This is a genomic window from Nostoc sp., from assembly GCF_036917235.1.
Classification (GTDB): domain Bacteria; phylum Cyanobacteriota; class Cyanobacteriia; order Cyanobacteriales; family Nostocaceae; genus Nostoc.
The window spans coordinates 109,737-128,372 of the sequence record NZ_JBALDU010000090.1 but is presented as its reverse complement, the minus strand read 5'-3'; the positions used below and the strand labels follow the sequence as shown (position 1 = coordinate 128,372).

Here is an 18,636-nt window from a genome sequence, read left to right as displayed (position 1 = left end):
CTTGTTTTGCCAGAATTGGGGAATATCTTGTTACAAGATGCAACAAAAGCAGTTATTAGTCAGTAGTTCTTATTTATTCTCTATTAAAAAAATTTATAAAAATTATGAATTTATATTTGGGTGTTGACTTCGGCACATCTGGCGCACGCGGCGTGGTGATTGACGAGAAAGGCTCTTTTATTCAGGCTGAGGTGCGATATCCCTTCCAGGACTCACCAGCTACCGTTACGCCGAAAATTTGGCAGGAGGCTTTGTTTATGCTGGTGGAACAAATACCTGAAGAGTTGCGCCGAAAAATTAAAGCGATCGCAATTAATGGTACTTCTTCCACAGTCTTGCTGGTCGATGCTGCTGGCAATCCAACAGATGCACCCTTGATGTACAACGATGCGCGGGGATCATCTGTCCTACAGGATTTGAGGAGTATTGCGCCCCCTAATCATACCGTATTAAGTGCCACCTCCAGCCTAGCTAAACTTTTGTGGATGAGACAATTACCCTCATTTAGTGAAGCTAGATATTTTCTGCATCAAGCAGATTGGCTGGCGTTTCTCCTACATGGACAGTTGGGGATTAGCGATTATCATAATGCTTTAAAGCTGGGTTATGACGTGGAAGACTTGAAATACCCAGAATGGCTAGAATTGTTGCAAATACCGATTCAGCTACCTAAGGTTTTAACTCCTGGTACTCCCATTGCCGAATTACGTCCTGAAATTGCGGATAAGTTCGCTTTCCGCCGTGATTGTCTGGTGTGTGCAGGTACAACTGATAGTATTGCCGCTTTTATTGCCAGTGGCGCAAAATTACCTGGTGAAGCCGTGACTTCCCTTGGTTCAACGTTAGTACTAAAGTTGTTAAGTCGTACCCGTGTAGAAGATGCTAGATATGGGATTTACAGCCATCGATTGGGGGATTTGTGGCTGACTGGGGGTGCTTCGAATACTGGAGGTGCTGTACTCAAGCAATTTTTCACAAATGCTGAGTTAGAAAGCCTTAGTCGGGAGATTGATGCTTCAATTGCCAGCGAGTTAGATTATTATCCGTTGTTGAGGGTAGGCGATCGCTTTCCCATTAACGATCCCAATCTAGCCCCACGTTTGGAACCACGCCCAGATAATCCAGTGGAATTTCTGCATGGTTTGTTAGAAAGCATTGCCCGCATAGAAGCGCGAGGGTATGAATTATTACAGCAAATGGGAGCAAACAAACTGAACCGTGTTTATACTGCTGGCGGTGGCGCGGCGAATGATACTTGGACTGCAATTAGAGCGCGTAATTTGCAGATTCCTGTAGTAGCGTCAGTTTATACAGAAGCAGCTTACGGGACAGCGCTGTTGGCGATGGGAGAGAGAAAAAGGGGTTAATAAACAGTGCATCTTTTAGTAGATATCTTTTAAATCAGTATCTATCCCAGTGACAATCGATATATCTCGGACGATACTTGGATGATTAGATACCGGACTATAGATTCCAGGTTCATCATCTGGGCAGCTATTCGGGGATGGGTGCTTCGCAGCAAGCGAATGTCATCTATCCCCTTTACTAATTATTGGTATGATTTATAACTAGTCTACACTCATAAGTAATGGGTGCATTAAGGCAAACATGACAAACTTTCACTGGGGATATTAAGCGATCGCAATCATGGTAGAAAAACTTCGGGTATTTTGTAGATGATCTGATTTATGCCATGAATGCAATTTGCCGAGTTCTTCAAGTCCGATATCAGAAGCCTAGATGGTTCATTGTCAGGAAACTTCAAGGGCTTTATTTAGCACGCGACGCAGATGCTCCTGTAGGCTACTTTCAGCCCCAGGATAAGCTGGAAGAGCCTCAATTTCAGCGTTGGAATGAGATACATAGGAGCCAGGGTAAATAATCGCAGCATAATTAACTACTTGCCTACCTTCTCTGTTTTGGATAGCGTCATGGTAAGTGTGCATCTTCTGAATATCAGCAGTTTTAGGTTTTCCTTCGTTGCTGGTGTTTTCCAGTGGCTCACTCTCAAGTTTGTACTTGGGATCAAATAAATAGACTTGTTGAGAGCCATTAGCTAGTTTGATCTCTACTGCTACATCAGGGCGCAATGTAACGCTGGCGCTTTGCAGTTCTCCATCTTTGCCATAGCTTCGTTCAGGAATTAACTTAATTTTTGTCTTGTGTTGTGGGTGAATTAAAACTAATGCTGGTTGTCCATTGGGTAAAATTCTGACGTAGACTCCCGTTTTATCCCTAGCAACTAAACACTGGGTTTCAACTTGATATCCTTTGTGTATAGCTACTTCCAATAGCGTTGCAATTATCCACAAAGTTCCCCAAATTTGGTAAAGTTTGTAGAGATTCTCCAAAGGTGCATCAAGGTCTGAATCATCCAAATGCACAGTAGGACTTCTGATAAATTCTAGATAGCCTTCCAAAGCAGCGTGGTAAAGTGGACGGTTTAACAAAACCATCGTAATTTGATTGGGCAAATATTTAGGCTGGCTCACCTCATCCAGAAAAACTGCTTGTTGACGAGCCTTTCTTAATTGGAAAAATAGAGACTTAATCTCTTCCAAAGGCTTACCTTTAGGGTCAGCTTCAAAAGCTTGCCGAACTCGTCTAAGTCTCTGATTGACAAGCTCAAAAAATAACCTAACCAACTGGTTCTCATAAACATCAACAGTATGCTCAACTCGGACATCCGGTACGCGAATCGGTCTTCCACTCACATCCAAGTTATGCCCTCGAAAAAAAGCTTGAACCAGCCCACCAAGAGGAGGTCTGCGGACTTGATCTTGCCGAACCCAAATTTCATTAGTTTTGAGGATTTGATGAGGATTGCGAGCAAGTTGGCTCAAAATCTCACTCAGCCCTAATCTTTTGCCTGTGCCATTAATAGCCCGACGTAAGCGAAGTAGTTCCTGAGCTAAAGTAGTTTCACCTAGTTGTGGTAATTTCAGACCAGCTAAACCCCCGGTACGCTGTAAGCCTATCGCTACTGAGGTTGGCAGACGAGAATCGAGATCCTCTAGCATCTGAGCAAAGGCTTCACGACTAATTTTCTGAGGCCAAACCGCAATTGTCTGTTCCTCAATCTCATTTTGATACTCAAGTCGCAGTTGGTAGTAACCAGGGTTTGAGCGAGGCCACTCAGCTAGTACTCGAAACTTTCCACTCAAATCCATTACCAAAAGCGGGAGTTTTTTATCTTGAAGCCAAAGCCGTGTTTGTTGTAATTTTTCTTGAGGTACATGAACTTCCAACCAAGCAGGTTGCCACTCACTTGGAGCATCTATAATCTCGCCTTCGCGGCTAAGAAAACTCAGTTTAGAAGTAGGAAGTAAATCCATGTTGTTCAAATGTTTTTAGCATTTTGCTAGCTTTAGCGTGACTTAGATTAAGTTTATTTTCAGCAGCAATATCAACAAATGTCTTAAGGGCTTCTCCTACCCTATCATCAGCACCTTTTAATTTGGGCAAAATCTTCTGTAACAGTTGTTCATCTAAAGCTTCTTCCCAAGATATACCTAAAACTTTAGCTTCATTCACATAGTTATTGATTTCATCTAAAACACGAAAAGCAAATGGGGTTACTAGGTGCAGATTATCCCAAACTTCCATTAAAATTTCACGATAGTCAACTTCACCCAAATGCTCAAATAAATCATTATGACAAACCTCAAGTTCTATCATTTGCGCTCTATCATAAACTTTGTCAGCAAAATTGTGAGTAGTTTCGTCTACATTGACTGTGCCAATAAAGTAAAGGTTAGGTGGTAACAAAACTTGTTTCTCCGATGCAAGTTCAATTTGGGCTAGTCCTTCACGCATCCTAACTTCCATCGCTGAGAGAAACTTGGCAAAGTAATACTCTACCCGTGCTAAGTTCATCTCATCCAAGATTAAATGGTAAGGTCTAGGGGTGCGTTTTTCTGTTTGAGCTTGCTCATACTCTTGGGCTGCTTTTTCTAAAAAATGACTAAACGTAGTGTAATGGTATTCTTTATCCATTGGATTGAAGTAGCCGAGCAAATCCTCGTTAGTAGTCCAATTAGGAGCCACAGGAACTAAAAGGTATTCAGCCGCTACTACCTCAGCGTAAGCTTTAGTAAGCCAAGTCTTGCCAGTTCCGCTAGTTCCTGAAAGAATTACAAATTTTCTCGTCTTCAGGGCTAAGTGGTAGCGTCGCAAGATACTTTCAGAAATACGCAGACCTTTAGAGCGGATATTCTGACTAATCTCTGTAAACAAAGGTTCAGAATAGTTTGGATAAATAGTTTTGAGGATACGCTGTGCTTCTTCGTAATTATCCACGTCTTTTTCCTTGTCAAATAATTCTGTAGCTCTGCATAAATCCTCAAAAGCTTTTTGCTGATTTTCGAGTTCTAAGTATGTAAGTCCTCGATGGTAATATGCCAAGGCAAAGTTAGGATTAATATGTAAAGATTGGTTATAATCATCAAGTGCTTTCTCGTAATTTTCAAGATTATAGTAAATATAACCTCGCTCATCATAAATTTCGTAATTTTTAGGTTGAATCAGTAGTAAATAATTATAGTCATATATAGCATCGTCAGTATATCCTGATTCAGCTTTTACTTTTCCTCGGTATCGATAAGCATCGGCTATATTTGGAGCTTGCTCTAAAGCTATATCAAATTGTTTAATAGCATCTTGGTAGTTTCCTTCTTGATATTTATTCACTCCTTGTCGGCAGTAATATTTACCATTTTTTATATTAGTTTGATGTAAATATTCTTCAATAGCTGTAATTGGTTCATCACACGTTGCAGCCAAAAATAAAGGGAAAATTCCTTCAAATAGCTGTTTTATTTCATTAGCTAGCTGTTGATAGTCAAAAGTTGATACTTGATAATATGTAATATAGTTAGTAACTTGAATACACTTAGTCGCGCTTTTTAGACGAGCTACAATTTTTAACCAGTCAGCTAAACGATTAATTGGACTAATTTCTTGGCTAGACTTAGAAAAGAGATCGCATTTCTCAGAAACTACAGTATTCTGAATAAGAATTTCTTTAAGAGTTGTATTAGTTTGAACATTTTTAATAAATGTTTGCCTGTCAGGACTTCTCTCAGAAACATGCAAACCAAACCAGAAACCATTTTGTGTGACTCGTATAAAGAAATGAGCATTATTAAATTTAATTTGTGACTTCAATTCTTTAGGGAAGAAATTATATTCAAAATAAGGTTGAGAAAAATTAACCTCTAAATTAAATAAATTAAATTCCATATTAAGTTTTTTTATGATTTCACCTGATAATTGAGCAGTAAGATAGTGTAATAGCTGTTTAATAGGTAGTTCAAGACAAGTTTGAAAATCTTCTTCATGCTTTGAATAAAAATCTTGACTTGAATGTTTCTTTAATTGTGCAAGAAGGTCAAAGCTTTTTAATGAAAATGGGCATTCTGGATTTACAAAAACTTCTGTCATTTGGCCTGATAACAATAACTAAAATTATTATTGTGGCATACTACACCAAATTCAAGCACTTCACTACTTGAGAAATGCAATCGCAACAAACTTTCACTGGAAAAAGAACGCCAAATTGTGGATTGAAAGTAACCGGATGCTGCGGCGTTATAGTGTAGAAGCTAATGACAGCAAGCGTAACACGGGGACAAAAAGTGCAAATCACTAAGCGCAACGTTGAGTTAAGAGTAGATGGCAGCTTAATGCGTGTTTATGTTGCGGCTCCCAAAGCAGTAGGAAAACACCCTGGTATTGTCTTCTACAGTGATATTTATCAGTTAGGTGATGCAATGATTCGTCTAGCTAATTACTTAGCAGGATACGGCTATGTAGTAGCAGCACCAGAAATTTTTCACCGAATTGAGCCAGTTGGTTTAGTAATTGAGCCAGACGATCTGGGAAGGATGCGCGGTAATGACGATGCGCGTCGAACCTCGGTTGCTGAATATGATGCCGATTGCCTTGCTGTGATTGAATTTCTGAAAACAGAGAGTGCGGTTTCTCCAAATCAAATAGGCACTCTCGGCTTTTGTATTGGTGGACATTTAGCCTTCCGCGCCGCATTTCAAAACGAAATTCGGGCTTGTGTCTGCTGTTACCCTACTGGTATTCCCAGTGGTAAACTGGGTAAAGAGGTAGCCGATACAATCCAGAGGGTAAATGAAATTCAAGGCGAGATGCTAATGGTGTTTGGTACTCTTGACCCTCATATACCAGATAGCGATCGCCAAACCATAATAAAAGCAATGGACAATGCTAACATACCTCACCAAGTTTTCTTGTATGAAGCAGAACATACATTCATGCGCGACGACGGTTATCGTTATGATTCTAGTGCTTGCACCGCAGCTTGGTCTGAAATAGTAACTTTTTTGGGGCGCATATTCACAGACTGAAAACTCCTATTATTGATTTCTTCGCGTCAATTTTGAGTTGTCTGTAATGCTAACAAACCAGCACCATAAGCAGGTTCATGCCTCGGAAATATCACCTTTACATTAGGATACTTCTTAAGAAGAGATGCTGCAAATCTTTCATGGATATTGCATCTACCACGCCATACACTTCCCGTTGTGACTACTTCTAAAACTGAGTCGGCAGTAAAAATTGCATCAATTACTGTAGATGTAGCTTTTACTAACTCTTTTACAGCATCATCAATTATCATATTCGCTACTATATCACCTGACGCTGCTGCCAAATCTACAACTGGTGCTAAAGCTGCTATCTGTTTAACTCCCCATTCTCGGCGATATACTACTTCTATTAAATCTTCTATATTTTCCAAATCAAGATGTTGTTTGAAACCCTCCATCAAACTCGTTGATATCTCTCGTCCATCATAAGATTTTAATGCTGCGTTCATGCCTGCGATCGCAATTTTATAGGCACTACCTTCATCTCCTAAAATATACCCCCAACCGCCGACTCGCTTAGTATGTCCCTGATGATTTAGTCCAAAAACTATCGAGCCAGTACCGGCTGCAACTACAATTCCTACAGGCTGACCAATTCCACCAACTAAAGCAATTAAAGCATCGTTACAAATTACAATATTCGCTGGCTGTAATTCCCAAGTAATAGGCAGAGATTTGTTATTCTGTAACTCTTTAACTAAACCTTTTACGATTTCGATATCTGCTGCACGACCTACACCTGCTAAACCCAGACATATCGCGTTAATATTCACGCTATTTGTAATTATTGCTGCTTCAATCGCATTATAAATTGCTGATTGAATAGATTGTAAAGTTGCTTCGATACCTATACTTTGATAATTAGATGGGCCGTCTTCACCACGACCTAGCAATTGACGCGAATCATCCATCAAGATACAAACAGTCTTGCTACCGCCACCATCTATTCCTAAAACATAACTCATAAACTGTAATAATGTTAATTATTTTGAGGCTTCCCTTCTTCTTTTAAAGGTATAAAAAACAGAGCAATCATCCCAGGAATAGTTAATAAACAAACCAAGATAAAAAATAATGGATAGCCAAAAGCTTTTTGCAGATAACCACTAATTAAACCTGGTAGCATCATCCCTAAAGCCATAATGCCAGTGGAAATAGCAAAATGAGAAGTTTTATATTCGCCTTGGCAGATATACATTAAATAAACACTAAAAGCTGTAAATCCAAAACCATACCCAAATTGCTCTAGTGAAACCAAGGGATACACTAATGTTAGGGAAGGTTTATTGTAAGCCATATACACATAAAATATATCAGGTAAATTCAAAGCTAAAGCCATAGGAAACAAACACTTTTTTAATCCATATTTTGAAATGAATAAACCTCCTAAAATTCCTCCACAGATTAGGGAGATTACCCCAAATGTTCCGTAGACTAATCCCACATCTGATGTTGATAGCCCTAAACCACCTACTTCTGGTTTATCCAATAAAAACAAAGAGGCTATTTTTACAAGCATTGCTTCCCCAAATCTGTAGAGTAAGATAAATGCTAAAATATTGATAATTTTATCCTGAGCAAAATATGAGCTAATAATTGCCCAAAAAGGTATATTTTCCCTAGCTTGTATTTGTCGTTGGTTGTCTGATTCGGGTAAGGGTAAAATTAGGCGATGGTAAATAAACAAAATTGCTAAAATTAAAGCTGAGAAGCCAATAGCTATAGTCCAGCTTAAAGGAATATTATTGAGAGATACTTCAAGCTGACCTGCTAAGACTACTAATATTCCAGAACCAAAAATGACAGCCATTCGATAAAATAGTGAGCGAATGCCGACAAAAAACGCTTGTTGTTCTGGAGATAAAGCCAGCAGGTAGAAGCCGTCTGTAGCAATGTCATAAGTTGCAGAAATAAATGCTCCTATTGTTAATGATGCGAGGGAGATGAAAAAGAAATTTGGCAGTTGTAAGGAGAAGGCTATCAAAGCCAAGCAGCAGAACATGGCAAATTGGGTATAAAGTATCCATTTGCGTTTGGTAGAGTAAATATCGACAATTGGGCCCCAAAACATTTTGATGACCCAAGGTAGATAGAGAAAGCTTGTCCAAAGGGCAATTTGGGCGTTATCGATTCCGAGTTTTTTGTAAAAGATTACGGAAACTGTGTTGATGATGACGTAAGGTATGCCGGAGGTGAAATATAGGGTGGGTAGGTATGTCCAGGGCGAAGGGGTGGTGGTTTGAGGTTTCATGTTTGCCTCTAATTATCGATGCTATTAAAATTAGCATCCAATAGGACACCAATAGGATAAGTTATCTGTAATTTCCCCTTCAGAAAGACGCATTCCTACACCTCCAGATATAAACTTGTCATTACCATTGTTGTATAGCCATGCTCCCCAAACCTGAGTCATTGACTTACCATCAATTTCTAGTTTAGGAAACTCTAATAACTCTTGATACACATAATTTTGTTGTGTATACCAAGGGTCATTATTACTACTACGCGCAGAGATATTTCCTGAATTAACTGCAAATCCTCCTTCACCTTCTCTTCCTAAAATAGGTTTAGCAAAATATGAATTACCTATTCCTGTTGCACTCAGTGATGTTTTAGGAAAATATTCCCAGACTGTCCCTGCATCTTTCTCAGCAAAAAAGTCATATCCCAAATCTGTAATTAGGGCAAATACACTCTTTGGTTGCAGTGCAAAGGCAGAACCAAAGTTCACAATCACAATTTTATTCTCAAAAATTAGTTGTTCTAGAGCCGGCCATAATCTTTCACCTTTTTCATCAGTATCATGGATTAACCATTCCACTGGATACCACAGAAAGAGGATATCTATTGGTTTTTTTGTTCTCTGGTCAAATAGATACTCACCATCTTTGATGCCAAGATATTCTAAGGGTAAAATGGCACTTTTGGACTCCAAATTCTTGCTCAACCATCGCATAGTCCCTAAGTCTTCGGCATTATTCAAAGCTGTAAATGCCACACGACAGTCTGTAATTGGTTTACCCAAATTTAATGCGGCTTTATTTATATGCTGATTGAGTGTTCTTTTTAAGATTTTTTGAGCATCTAAATCTGGTTGTTGCAATCCAAAATGTCGGGCAACTTTGTTATTTCCGTCCGTACACTCAAACCAAAAACTAGGAGTTTGGGGATTAGTTTCTACTACTTTTTTTATCCCCGTTTCTGGATTCCAGCACCAGTCAAGACGCATACAAAATGGTGCGAGGAAGTCATATTTAACTAACTTGATGGTATCTTCAGGAAATCCATAGTAAAGTAGTGTATCCTCATCAAGAGTGCGGATAATTCCCCACGCTTGGGTTAAAACACTACCGACTAATTCCGATGCTTGCCGGATTTCTTGTATCGTCTGCGGTAAAACTTGATGGCAATAATAAAGAGCGTAAGGTGTTTCTTGGTCAGTTAGAGGTATACCTGTTCCTTCTTCAATAGGAGCAAAGTTGTACCAACCCATTTTCATGGACTGAAATAGACGCTTTCGTTGAGGACTGTTGAAAATATTCATAACTCTTTTATCCACCCGCATGACCACCGCGACCAAAACTACCAAAACCACTACGACCCTTGGAAGAACTGCTAGAAGTACCGACCTCTGATGAATCACCAAAACTGTTTCTTCTAATGCTACTGCTCCCAGAGTAACCACTTGTGCCCCTACTATTGTTACTGCCACTAGAGTAACCACTTGCGCCGCGACTATTGTTACTGCCACCGGAGTAACCGCTTGTGCCGCTACTATTAGATGAGGGTGAACAGTTATTGGGTTGTTGTTTAGGGTTCGACGACGTTTTGGAAATGCAATCTGACTGTTTTGCTTCTGGGGTTGTCGCACAAGAAGCAAGTAACGATACAGTCATAACGAACACGATGAGTTGAAATAAACCTGGTTTCAATTTCATGAGTCTTTCTGAGCGAATATTACAGATGTCAGCTACGGAATTTACCAAGATAGCTACAAGGGTCAAGAATAGATTTCGCATTTCCAGATGTTTTAAGGGGTAAACCCACGATTTCGAGAATTGCTAAACAAACCAGCCTCCAACCCTGTGGCAAAATTTATTAGAGTCCTTCCATAGTTAGTTTTCCCAGCATGACCGCAACTATTCCCAATCTCCCCAGTCTTTACGACCCTTTTTCCACTGAAGCCAAGTGGCAAAAATTCTGGGAAGACAACCAAGTTTACAAAGCTGACCCCAACAAAGGCGGCGAACCCTACTGCATCGTCATTCCACCGCCAAATGTCACCGGTAACTTACATATAGGTCACGCTTTTGAAAGTGCGTTGATTGATACCCTCGTGCGCTACCACCGGATGCAGGGGCGCAATACCCTGTGGCTACCCGGAACTGACCACGCCAGCATCGCTGTCCATAGTATGCTGGAAAATCAACTCAAAAAAGAGGGTAAGACTCGTTACGAATTGGGGCGCGAAAAATTCCTAGAACGCGCTTGGCAATGGAAGGCGGAGTCTGAAGGAACGATTCTGAATCAGCTGCGACGCTTAGGTGTCTCGGTGGACTGGTCGCGGGAAAGGTTTACCCTGGATGAGGGTTTATCTAAAGCAGTTGTCGAGGCGTTTACTCGCCTCTATGAGGAAGGCTTAATTTATCGTGGTGAATATTTAGTTAACTGGTGTTCCGCTTCTCAATCGGCTGTGTCTGATGTAGAGGTGGAAAACCAAGAGGTGAATGGAAATCTCTGGCATTTCCGCTATCCACTTACCGATGGTTCCGGTTTTGTAGAGGTCGCGACAACTCGACCAGAAACAATGCTGGGTGATACAGCAGTAGCAGTTAATCCCAATGACGATCGCTACAAACATCTCATTGGCAAAACTTTAACTCTGCCCATTCTACAACGAGAAATTCCCATTATTGGCGATGAATTTGTTGACCCCACTTTCGGCACAGGTTGCGTAAAGGTGACTCCCGCCCATGACCCGAACGATTTTGACATGGGTAAGCGTCACAATCTGCCGTTGATCAACATTATGAATAAAGACGGCACTCTCAACGCCAATGCTGGAGAATTTCAAGGACAAGACCGCTTTGTTGCTAGAAAAAATGTGGTTTCTCGCCTAGAAGCAGATGGCTTTTTGGTGAAGATAGAAGATTATAAACATACCGTTCCCTACAGCGATCGCGGTAAAGTACCTATTGAACCTCTCCTCTCAACTCAGTGGTTCGTCAAAATTCGCCCCCTAGCTGACAACACTCTCGAATTCCTCGACCAGCAAACCTCTCCAGAGTTTGTCCCCCAACGCTGGACAAAAGTCTATCGTGATTGGCTAGTAAAACTCAAAGATTGGTGTATCTCTCGCCAATTATGGTGGGGACACCAAATTCCGGCTTGGTACGCTATCAGTGAAACGGGTGGGCAAATTACCGATAACACGCCCTTTGTAGTGGCAAAATCGGAAACTGAAGCTTGGGAAAAAGCCAAATCACAATTTGGTGAAAATGTCAAGTTAGAACAAGATCCAGATGTGCTTGATACCTGGTTTTCTTCTGGACTCTGGCCATTTTCAACCTTGGGCTGGCCGGAAGAAACTCAGGATTTAGCAACTTACTACCCGACTACCACTTTGGTAACAGGCTTTGACATTATCTTTTTCTGGGTAGCCAGAATGACAATGATGGCTGGGCATTTTACGGGGCAAATGCCTTTCCAAACGGTTTACATCCACGGACTGGTGCTGGATGAAAAAGGCCAGAAGATGTCAAAGACCAAAGGTAATGGTATTGACCCGTTGTTATTAATTGACAAATATGGTACTGATGCCCTGCGCTACACCCTAATTAGAGAAGTGGCTGGCGCTGGGCAAGATATCCGCTTAGAATACGATCGCAAAAAGGATGAATCGGCATCTGTAGAGGCATCCCGTAACTTTGCAAATAAGTTGTGGAATGCTGCCCGGTTTGTAATGATGAATTTGGATGGACAAACGCCGCAACAATTGGGGAACCCAGTCGCTACCGAATTGAGCGATCGCTGGATTATTTCGCGGTATCATCAAGTTATCAAACAAACCACGAATTACATCGATAATTACGGTTTAGGGGAAGCAGCAAAAGGACTCTACGAATTCATCTGGGGTGATTTCTGCGATCAATATATTGAACTGGTGAAATCTAGGCTGCAAACAGGTGCAAACCCAGAATCACGGAGGGTAGCACAGCAAACTCTTGGCTACGTTCTGGAGGGAATTTTGAAACTGCTTCATCCCTTCATGCCTCATATTACCGAAGAAATTTGGCAAACTTTTACTCAACAACCAGCAGATTCCCCGCAAACTTTACCGTTACAAATCTATCCCCAGATAGACGCGAACCTAATTAATCCAGCTTTAGAAGAACAGTTTGAATTGCTGATTGCTACTATCCGCACAATTCGGAATTTGCGTGCTGAAGCGGATATTAAGCCAGGGGTAAAAGTGACAGCGAATTTGCAAACTGAAAGTGAGAAAGAGCGGGAAATCCTCACTGCTGGTCAAGATTATATTAAAGATTTGGCGAAGGTTGAGACTTTAACCATTACTGACAAACAAGAAAACCAAACTGTTGCTGCTAAAAAACCTCAAAGGGGTTTGAAGACAATTGGCTTAATTATCGTGGCCATTATCTTTGGTAGAGTGGGTTTAGCTGCGGGAAATGCCATTGATGACACTCCCATCATCGGAACTTTCTTTGAACTAGTTGGTTTTAGTTACACAGCGTGGTTTGCTAGCCAAAATTTACTAACTGCTCAAGCAAGACGTAGGTTATGGAGCCAGTTTTTCCCGCAGAGAGAATTAGAACAACCGCAAGAACCAGAAAATGCGATCGCAGGTGTAATTGGTACAATACAGGTGCTAATTCCTCTCAGCGGTGTGGTAGATATTGAAGCTGTACGTGCCAAGCTAGAAAAAAGCTTGAGTAAAGCTGAAGCTGAAGTTCAATCTCTGAGTACCAGATTAAACAATCCTAGTTTTGTAGATAGAGCTAGGGCTGACGTGGTACAGGGAGCACGGGAAGCTTTAGCAGAAGCACAAAAGCAAGCAGAAATTTTGCGCGATCGCCTCAAGGGGTTGTCGTAGCGATCGCCTGCGTGGCTTAGGATAACCGTAATGGGTAATGGGAGTGTAAATAATTCCCAATTACCCATTACCAATTAACAAAATATGAATTCTGGCATTTATTTTTTTATTAAATTTTTTTTGAATTTTGAATTTTGAATTGGAGCGAAGCGACCCTCATGCTATATCTAGCCCAGGTGCGTAAAAACGATTTTTTAGACCAGCACCAGTTACGCTTATTGGCGCGTCAAGAAGCTGATAACTTGTGGGCGATAATTCCCGAAGAGGCTTTCATTTTGCTGGGAAAGGGAAAGACCATGAGTGAAAACTTGCTTGTCTTAGTGGAACTTTCCCCTACAGGCGATATTGAAAAAATAGAAGATGCCACCAACTGGATACTCCATCTCATACAAAGCTACCTCACCATCGGCATTACCCCGGAATTTTTGCAGCATGAGGCCGAGCGAGCACAAAATTGGCGACAATCCCTGACGTTGCAAAACCAAGACTTAGCAAGGCGTTCCTTAGAGTTGGAAGCCAGACGCGAACAAATTCAAGCCTTACAAGAAAGCCTCAAACGCGAGAAAAATGGTTATTCCCAAGAGGAAAGTTAAAAGTTTGCAGTTATATTGCACTCAAATGTGTATTTATAAAAGATTACCCAGCAAGAGTTGCTCTGTCTCTGACTGGGTAATTTCTCAATGCAAGCTATAGTTAGCTTGCGTTAGGCAATGATAGTAATATTTACACTACTAAGCGCTACCTGATTGGAGAACTGGGCAATTTGAAGAACTTGTGCAGCCTTACCAGTCCCATCCGCGTCAAAGAAAAGATTACCCGTAGTTTGATCGTACATAAAGCGATCGCTTGCTGTTATCGCAGTGGTACCAAGTCGAAACAGTCCCGAATCGAGCGTAGTATTTTGAGATTGAACCAGTCCGAATTCAGCCTTGGAAATCAAGATAGTATCCTCTCCAAGAGTAAAATCAGCGATCGTATCATACCCTCCAGTACGGGTACCAGTTAGGTTGAAGCTATCTTTCCCAGTTCCACCAGTCAATACATCTCGACCAACTCCACCAGCCATTAGATCGTCACCTGCACTACCGAACAAGGTGTCATTGCCTGAGTTACCAAAAAGGCTATCATTGCCATCTCCTCCTGTTAATGTGTTAGCACCATTATTTCCCATCAGGATGTTATTAAGACTATTACCAGTACCATTGATTGCCCCGGTTCCAGTCAGAGTCAAATTCTCTAGGTTATTTCCCAACACCCAATTCACCGAAGAATTGACTAAATCTGTGCCTGCATCTGAGCCTTCAGTAATCAAGTCGTTTACGTTGTCTACAGTGTAAATATCATTACCGACTCCACCATCAAGACTGTCAGTCCCTGCACCTCCATTCAAGGAGTCATCGCCTACACCGCCTAACAAGGTGTCATTACCTGAGCTACCAAACAGGCTATCGTTGCCATCAACTCCATTCAACGTGTTAGCACCACTATTTCCCACCAGGATGTTATTAAGGCTGTTACCAGTACCATTGATTGCCCCACTTCCAGTTAGGGTCAAGTTCTCCAGATTATTTCCCAACACCCAATTCACCGAAGATTTGACTAAATCTGTGCCTACATCTGAGCCTTCAGTAATCAAGTCGTTTACGTTGTCTACAGTATAAATGTCATTGCCAACTCCACCATTGAGACTATCAGCCCCTAAACCTCCATCCAAGGTGTCATCACCTGCACCGCCCAACAAGGTGTCATTGCCTGTACCACCAATTAGGCTATCATTGCTATCTTCTCCACTCAAGATGTTAGCGCCAGTATTTCCAATCAGGATGTTCTTAAGACTGTTACCAGTACCATTAATTGCCCCACTTCCAGTCAGGGTCAAGTTCTCCAGGTTATTTCCCAACACCCAACTCACCGAAGACTTAACTAAATCTGTACCTGCATTTAAGCCTTCGATAATAATATCGTTCACGTTATCTACGATATAAGTGTCATTACCGATTCCACCATCAAGACTATCAGATCCTAAACTGCCATCTAAGGTATCATTGCCTGCACCACCCAACAAGGTGTCATTGTCGGAATCACCAAAGAGGTTATCATTGCCATTTTCTCCACTCAAAATGTTAGCGCCAGTATTGCCAATCAAGATGTTATTAAAGCTATTACCAGTACCATTGATTGCCCCACTTCCAGTCAGGGTCAAGTTCTCCAGATTATTTCCCAACACCCAACTCACCGAAGACTTAACTAAATCTGTGCCTGCATTTAAGCCTTCAATAATAATATCGTTCAGGTTGTCTACGATATAAATATCATTGCCTTTACCACCGATGAGACTGTCAACTCCTGCACCACCATCTAAGGAATCATTTCCATCAGCGCCATCAAGAGTGTCATTATCACCTAGTCCTTGGAGCGTGTCATTACCCTGCAATCCTGAGATGATATCAATATTGACTGTACCATTTAGGTTGTCTGCACCTAAAGTACCATTAATCACATTGTACTGATTAATAGTCAAGTTGACGGTAGCAGTACTATTGCCTCCGTGCCCATCACTTATAGTGTAAGTGAAGCCATCGAAGCCATAATAGTTTTGGACAGGGGCATAAGTGTAAGTACCGTCGTTGTTGTTAACTAAGGTTCCTTGGCTAGGTTGGGTGAAGCCAGTAATACTCAAAACATCACTAACATCGACATCTTTATCATTACTTAACAGAGTAGTAGCACTAATAATAACGGGTATGTTTCTTTTTGTGGTGATGCTATCGTTAACAGCAACAGGCGCATCATTCACCGCCGTAATATTAATATCGCGAGTAATGGCAGTACTATTAGCAGTCCCATCATTAACTATAAAGCTGATGGTACGAGGTGTAAGACTGGGGTTATCACTGTTGTTGGTATAAGTAATAGAACGTAGTGCGGTTTGATAGTTAGCAACAGTAGAACTGCCAGTTAAGGTTAAGACACCTGTGGTGCTGTTGTAGCTGCCCGTAATCCCATTTTGATTGGTGAAGGCGAGGGTATCTTGAGCAGAAATAAAGCCACTGCTAATTCTGACAGTAGCACTAGCTAGGTTAGCAGAGTCTACATCGCTGACGGTGATGCCTGAATCGATGGCTGTAGTAGCGTTCTCGGTGTATGCCAGAGCAGAGTTGGTAGCAGTAGCAATGGGCGCATTGTTCACTGCCGTAATATTAATATTGCGGGTAACAACAGTACTATTATCAGTCCCATCATTGACCACAAAGCTGACGGTACGAGGTGTAGTAGTGGGGTTATCACTACTGTTGGTATAAGTAACAGAACGTAGTGCAGTTTGATAATTAGCAATGGTGGCACTACCAGTTAAGGTTAAAAGACCTGTGCTGCTGTTGTAGTTGCCCGTAATCCCATTTTGATTGGTAAAGGCGAGGGTATCTTGAGCAGAGGCGAAACCATTGGTAATACTGACAGTGGCACTAGCTAGGTTGAGGGAGTCTAAGTCGCTAACGGTGATACCTGAGTCAATGACTGTAGTGGCGTTCTCGGTGTATACCAGGGCAGAGTTGGTGGCAGTAGCAACAGGTGCATCATTCACCGCCGTAATATTAATATCGCGAGTAATGGCAGTACTATTAACAGCCCCATCATTAACTATAAAGCTGATAGTACGAGGTGTAAGACTGGGGTTATCACTGTTGTTGGTATAGGTAATGGAACGTAGTGCGGTTTGATAGTTAGCAACAGTAGAACTACCAGTTAAGGTTAAGACACCTGTACTGCTGTCGTAGCTGCCCGTAATCCCATTTTGATTGGTGAAGGTGAGGGTATCTTGAGCAGAGGCGAAACCACTGGTAATGCTGACGGTGGCACTAGCTAGGTTGGGGGAGTCTTCATCACTGACGGTGATGCCTGAGTCGATGACTGTAGTGGCGTTCTCGGTGTATGCCAGTGCAGAGGCAGAAGCAGAGATTATCGGGGGAATCCCATTGTTAGTGTTTAGTTGGGCATATATCCCATTACCAGACCCGTCCTGACCATCGCTTTGCCAAGAAACGACAAAGTCACCCCCTGCATTCATCGCGACTGTGGGATTAGCTTGGTCGCTGGTGGTGTAGGTATTAACCTTAAATTCCCCCCCTTGAGCCACCCCAATATTGTTGTAGCGTTGGGCATATATCCCATTAATAGACCCGTCCTGACCAAAGCTTTGCCAGGAAATGACAAAGCTCCCATCTGCATCCATCGCGACTGTGGGATTAGCTTGGTCGCTGGTGGTGTAGGTATTAACCTTAAATTCCCCCCCTTGAGCCACCCCAAGATTGTTGTAGCGTTGGGCATATATCCCATTAATAGAACCATCCTGACCATCGCTTTGCCAGGAAATGACAAAGTTCCCATATGTATCCATCGCGACTGTGGGGTTAGCTTGGTTGCTGATGGTGTAGTTGTTAACCTTAAATTCGCCCCCTTGAGCTACCCCAAGATTGTTGTAGCGTTGGGCATATATCCCATTACTAGACCCGTCCTGACCAAAGCTTTGCCAGGAAATGACAAAGTCTCCATCTGCATCCATTGCGACTGTAGAGTTATATTGATCGCTAGTGGTATAGGTATTAACCTTAAATTCATTCCCTTGAGCCACCCCAAGATTGTTGTAGCGTTGAGCATATATCTCATAGCTAAACCCTTCCTCTAAACTAATCCAAGAGATAACAAAGTCCCCACTTGAATCCATCGCTACTGCTATGGGATTAGCTTGGTCGCTGGTGGTGTAGGTATTAACCTTAAATTCGCCCCCTTGAGCCACCCCAAGATTGTTGTAGCGTCGGGCATATATATCAGTCCCATCTTGACTATCACTTTGCCAGGAAATAACAAAGTCCCCATCTGTATCTATCGCTATTACGGGATTATATTGATTGCCAGTAGTGCCAGTATTAACTTGAAATTCATCCCCTTGAGATGTCCCGTCAGTGTTATAGCGTTGGGCATATATCTTAGTTCCGTCTTGACCATCACTTTGCCAGGAAATAACAAAGTCCCCATCTGTATCTATTGCTACTGTGGAGTTAGATTGATTGCCAATGGTGGTGGTATTGACTTTGAATTCATTCATGAAAAAACCTCTGAAAAAAC

The 18,636-nt window shown here is 41.7% G+C and carries 11 protein-coding genes; 4 read left to right on the top strand and 7 right to left on the bottom strand.

What is annotated here, in order from left to right; genetic code table 11:
- The first annotated feature begins 104 nt into the window (after window positions 1-104).
- On the top strand, window positions 105-1,367 hold the full coding sequence (locus tag V7K44_RS25300; RefSeq protein ID WP_334935542.1) for an FGGY-family carbohydrate kinase: 1,263 nt from the start codon (window positions 105-107) through the stop codon (window positions 1,365-1,367).
- Window positions 1,368-1,751: 384 nt separating this feature from the next.
- Here V7K44_RS25300 and V7K44_RS25295 read toward each other — a convergent pair whose 3' ends face one another.
- Both V7K44_RS25295 and V7K44_RS25290 read right to left on the bottom strand, forming a co-directional pair.
- Window positions 1,752-3,335 carry a DUF2357 domain-containing protein gene (locus V7K44_RS25295; RefSeq protein ID WP_334935540.1) on the bottom strand — a complete coding sequence of 528 codons (1,584 nt, stop codon included), beginning with the start codon at window positions 3,333-3,335 and terminating at the stop codon, window positions 1,752-1,754.
- Complete coding sequence (locus V7K44_RS25290) at window positions 3,313-5,442, bottom strand: McrB family protein (protein WP_334935537.1); 2,130 nt, start codon at window positions 5,440-5,442, stop codon at window positions 3,313-3,315. Before V7K44_RS25290 ends, V7K44_RS25295 begins: the two co-directional genes overlap by 23 nt.
- Window positions 5,443-5,636: 194 nt before the next feature.
- Here V7K44_RS25290 and V7K44_RS25285 point away from each other — a divergent pair, with 194 nt between their 5' ends.
- Window positions 5,637-6,377: a dienelactone hydrolase family protein gene (locus V7K44_RS25285; RefSeq protein ID WP_334935648.1), complete on the top strand. Its 741-nt coding sequence runs from the start codon at window positions 5,637-5,639 to the stop codon at window positions 6,375-6,377.
- 26 nt (window positions 6,378-6,403) lie between these two features.
- Here V7K44_RS25285 and V7K44_RS25280 read toward each other — a convergent pair whose 3' ends face one another.
- Genes V7K44_RS25280 through V7K44_RS25265 form a run of 4 tightly spaced genes read right to left on the bottom strand, consistent with a single transcriptional unit; the run spans window position 6,404 to window position 10,336 of the window.
- Window positions 6,404-7,363, bottom strand: coding sequence for an N-acetylglucosamine kinase (locus V7K44_RS25280; protein WP_334935535.1), 960 nt, complete (start codon window positions 7,361-7,363; stop codon window positions 6,404-6,406).
- Between the two features lie 14 nt (window positions 7,364-7,377).
- Window positions 7,378-8,649, bottom strand: coding sequence for an MFS transporter (locus V7K44_RS25275; RefSeq protein ID WP_334935533.1), 1,272 nt, complete (start codon window positions 8,647-8,649; stop codon window positions 7,378-7,380).
- Window positions 8,650-8,679: 30 nt separating this feature from the next.
- Window positions 8,680-9,942, bottom strand: coding sequence for a glutathionylspermidine synthase family protein (locus V7K44_RS25270; RefSeq protein ID WP_334935531.1), 1,263 nt, complete (start codon window positions 9,940-9,942; stop codon window positions 8,680-8,682).
- Window positions 9,943-9,949: 7 nt separating this feature from the next.
- Window positions 9,950-10,336 carry a hypothetical protein gene (locus V7K44_RS25265; RefSeq protein ID WP_334935529.1) on the bottom strand — a complete coding sequence of 129 codons (387 nt, stop codon included), beginning with the start codon at window positions 10,334-10,336 and terminating at the stop codon, window positions 9,950-9,952.
- 191 nt (window positions 10,337-10,527) lie between these two features.
- On the opposite strand from V7K44_RS25265, the gene V7K44_RS25260 reads away from it, so the two are divergent.
- Both V7K44_RS25260 and V7K44_RS25255 read left to right on the top strand, forming a co-directional pair.
- The gene (locus V7K44_RS25260; protein ID WP_334935528.1) at window positions 10,528-13,512 is read left to right on the top strand and encodes a valine--tRNA ligase; all 2,985 of its coding nucleotides are present in this window, start codon (window positions 10,528-10,530) and stop codon (window positions 13,510-13,512) included.
- Between the two features lie 158 nt (window positions 13,513-13,670).
- Window positions 13,671-14,105 (top strand): hypothetical protein, encoded by a 435-nt coding sequence (locus V7K44_RS25255; RefSeq protein WP_334935527.1) that lies wholly within the window; start codon window positions 13,671-13,673, stop codon window positions 14,103-14,105.
- A gap of 110 nt (window positions 14,106-14,215) precedes the next feature.
- Here V7K44_RS25255 and V7K44_RS25250 read toward each other — a convergent pair whose 3' ends face one another.
- On the bottom strand, window positions 14,216-18,616 hold the full coding sequence (locus tag V7K44_RS25250; protein WP_334935525.1) for a beta strand repeat-containing protein: 4,401 nt from the start codon (window positions 18,614-18,616) through the stop codon (window positions 14,216-14,218).
- Window positions 18,617-18,636 lie beyond the last annotated feature (20 nt).

What these genes read in the sequence shown, in the direction of transcription:
- V7K44_RS25300 (WP_334935542.1), top strand. Translation starts at nt 105, where the DNA reads ATGAATTTATATTTGGGTGTTGACTTCGGCACATCTGGCGCACGCGGC.
- V7K44_RS25295 (WP_334935540.1), bottom strand. Translation starts at nt 3,335, where the DNA reads ATGGATTTACTTCCTACTTCTAAACTGAGTTTTCTTAGCCGCGAAGGC.
- V7K44_RS25290 (WP_334935537.1), bottom strand. Translation starts at nt 5,442, where the DNA reads ATGACAGAAGTTTTTGTAAATCCAGAATGCCCATTTTCATTAAAAAGC.
- V7K44_RS25280 (WP_334935535.1), bottom strand. Translation starts at nt 7,363, where the DNA reads ATGAGTTATGTTTTAGGAATAGATGGTGGCGGTAGCAAGACTGTTTGT.
- V7K44_RS25275 (WP_334935533.1), bottom strand. Translation starts at nt 8,649, where the DNA reads ATGAAACCTCAAACCACCACCCCTTCGCCCTGGACATACCTACCCACC.
- V7K44_RS25270 (WP_334935531.1), bottom strand. Translation starts at nt 9,942, where the DNA reads ATGAATATTTTCAACAGTCCTCAACGAAAGCGTCTATTTCAGTCCATG.
- V7K44_RS25265 (WP_334935529.1), bottom strand. Translation starts at nt 10,336, where the DNA reads ATGAAATTGAAACCAGGTTTATTTCAACTCATCGTGTTCGTTATGACT.
- V7K44_RS25260 (WP_334935528.1), top strand. Translation starts at nt 10,528, where the DNA reads ATGACCGCAACTATTCCCAATCTCCCCAGTCTTTACGACCCTTTTTCC.
- V7K44_RS25255 (WP_334935527.1), top strand. Translation starts at nt 13,671, where the DNA reads ATGCTATATCTAGCCCAGGTGCGTAAAAACGATTTTTTAGACCAGCAC.
- V7K44_RS25250 (WP_334935525.1), bottom strand. Translation starts at nt 18,616, where the DNA reads ATGAATGAATTCAAAGTCAATACCACCACCATTGGCAATCAATCTAAC.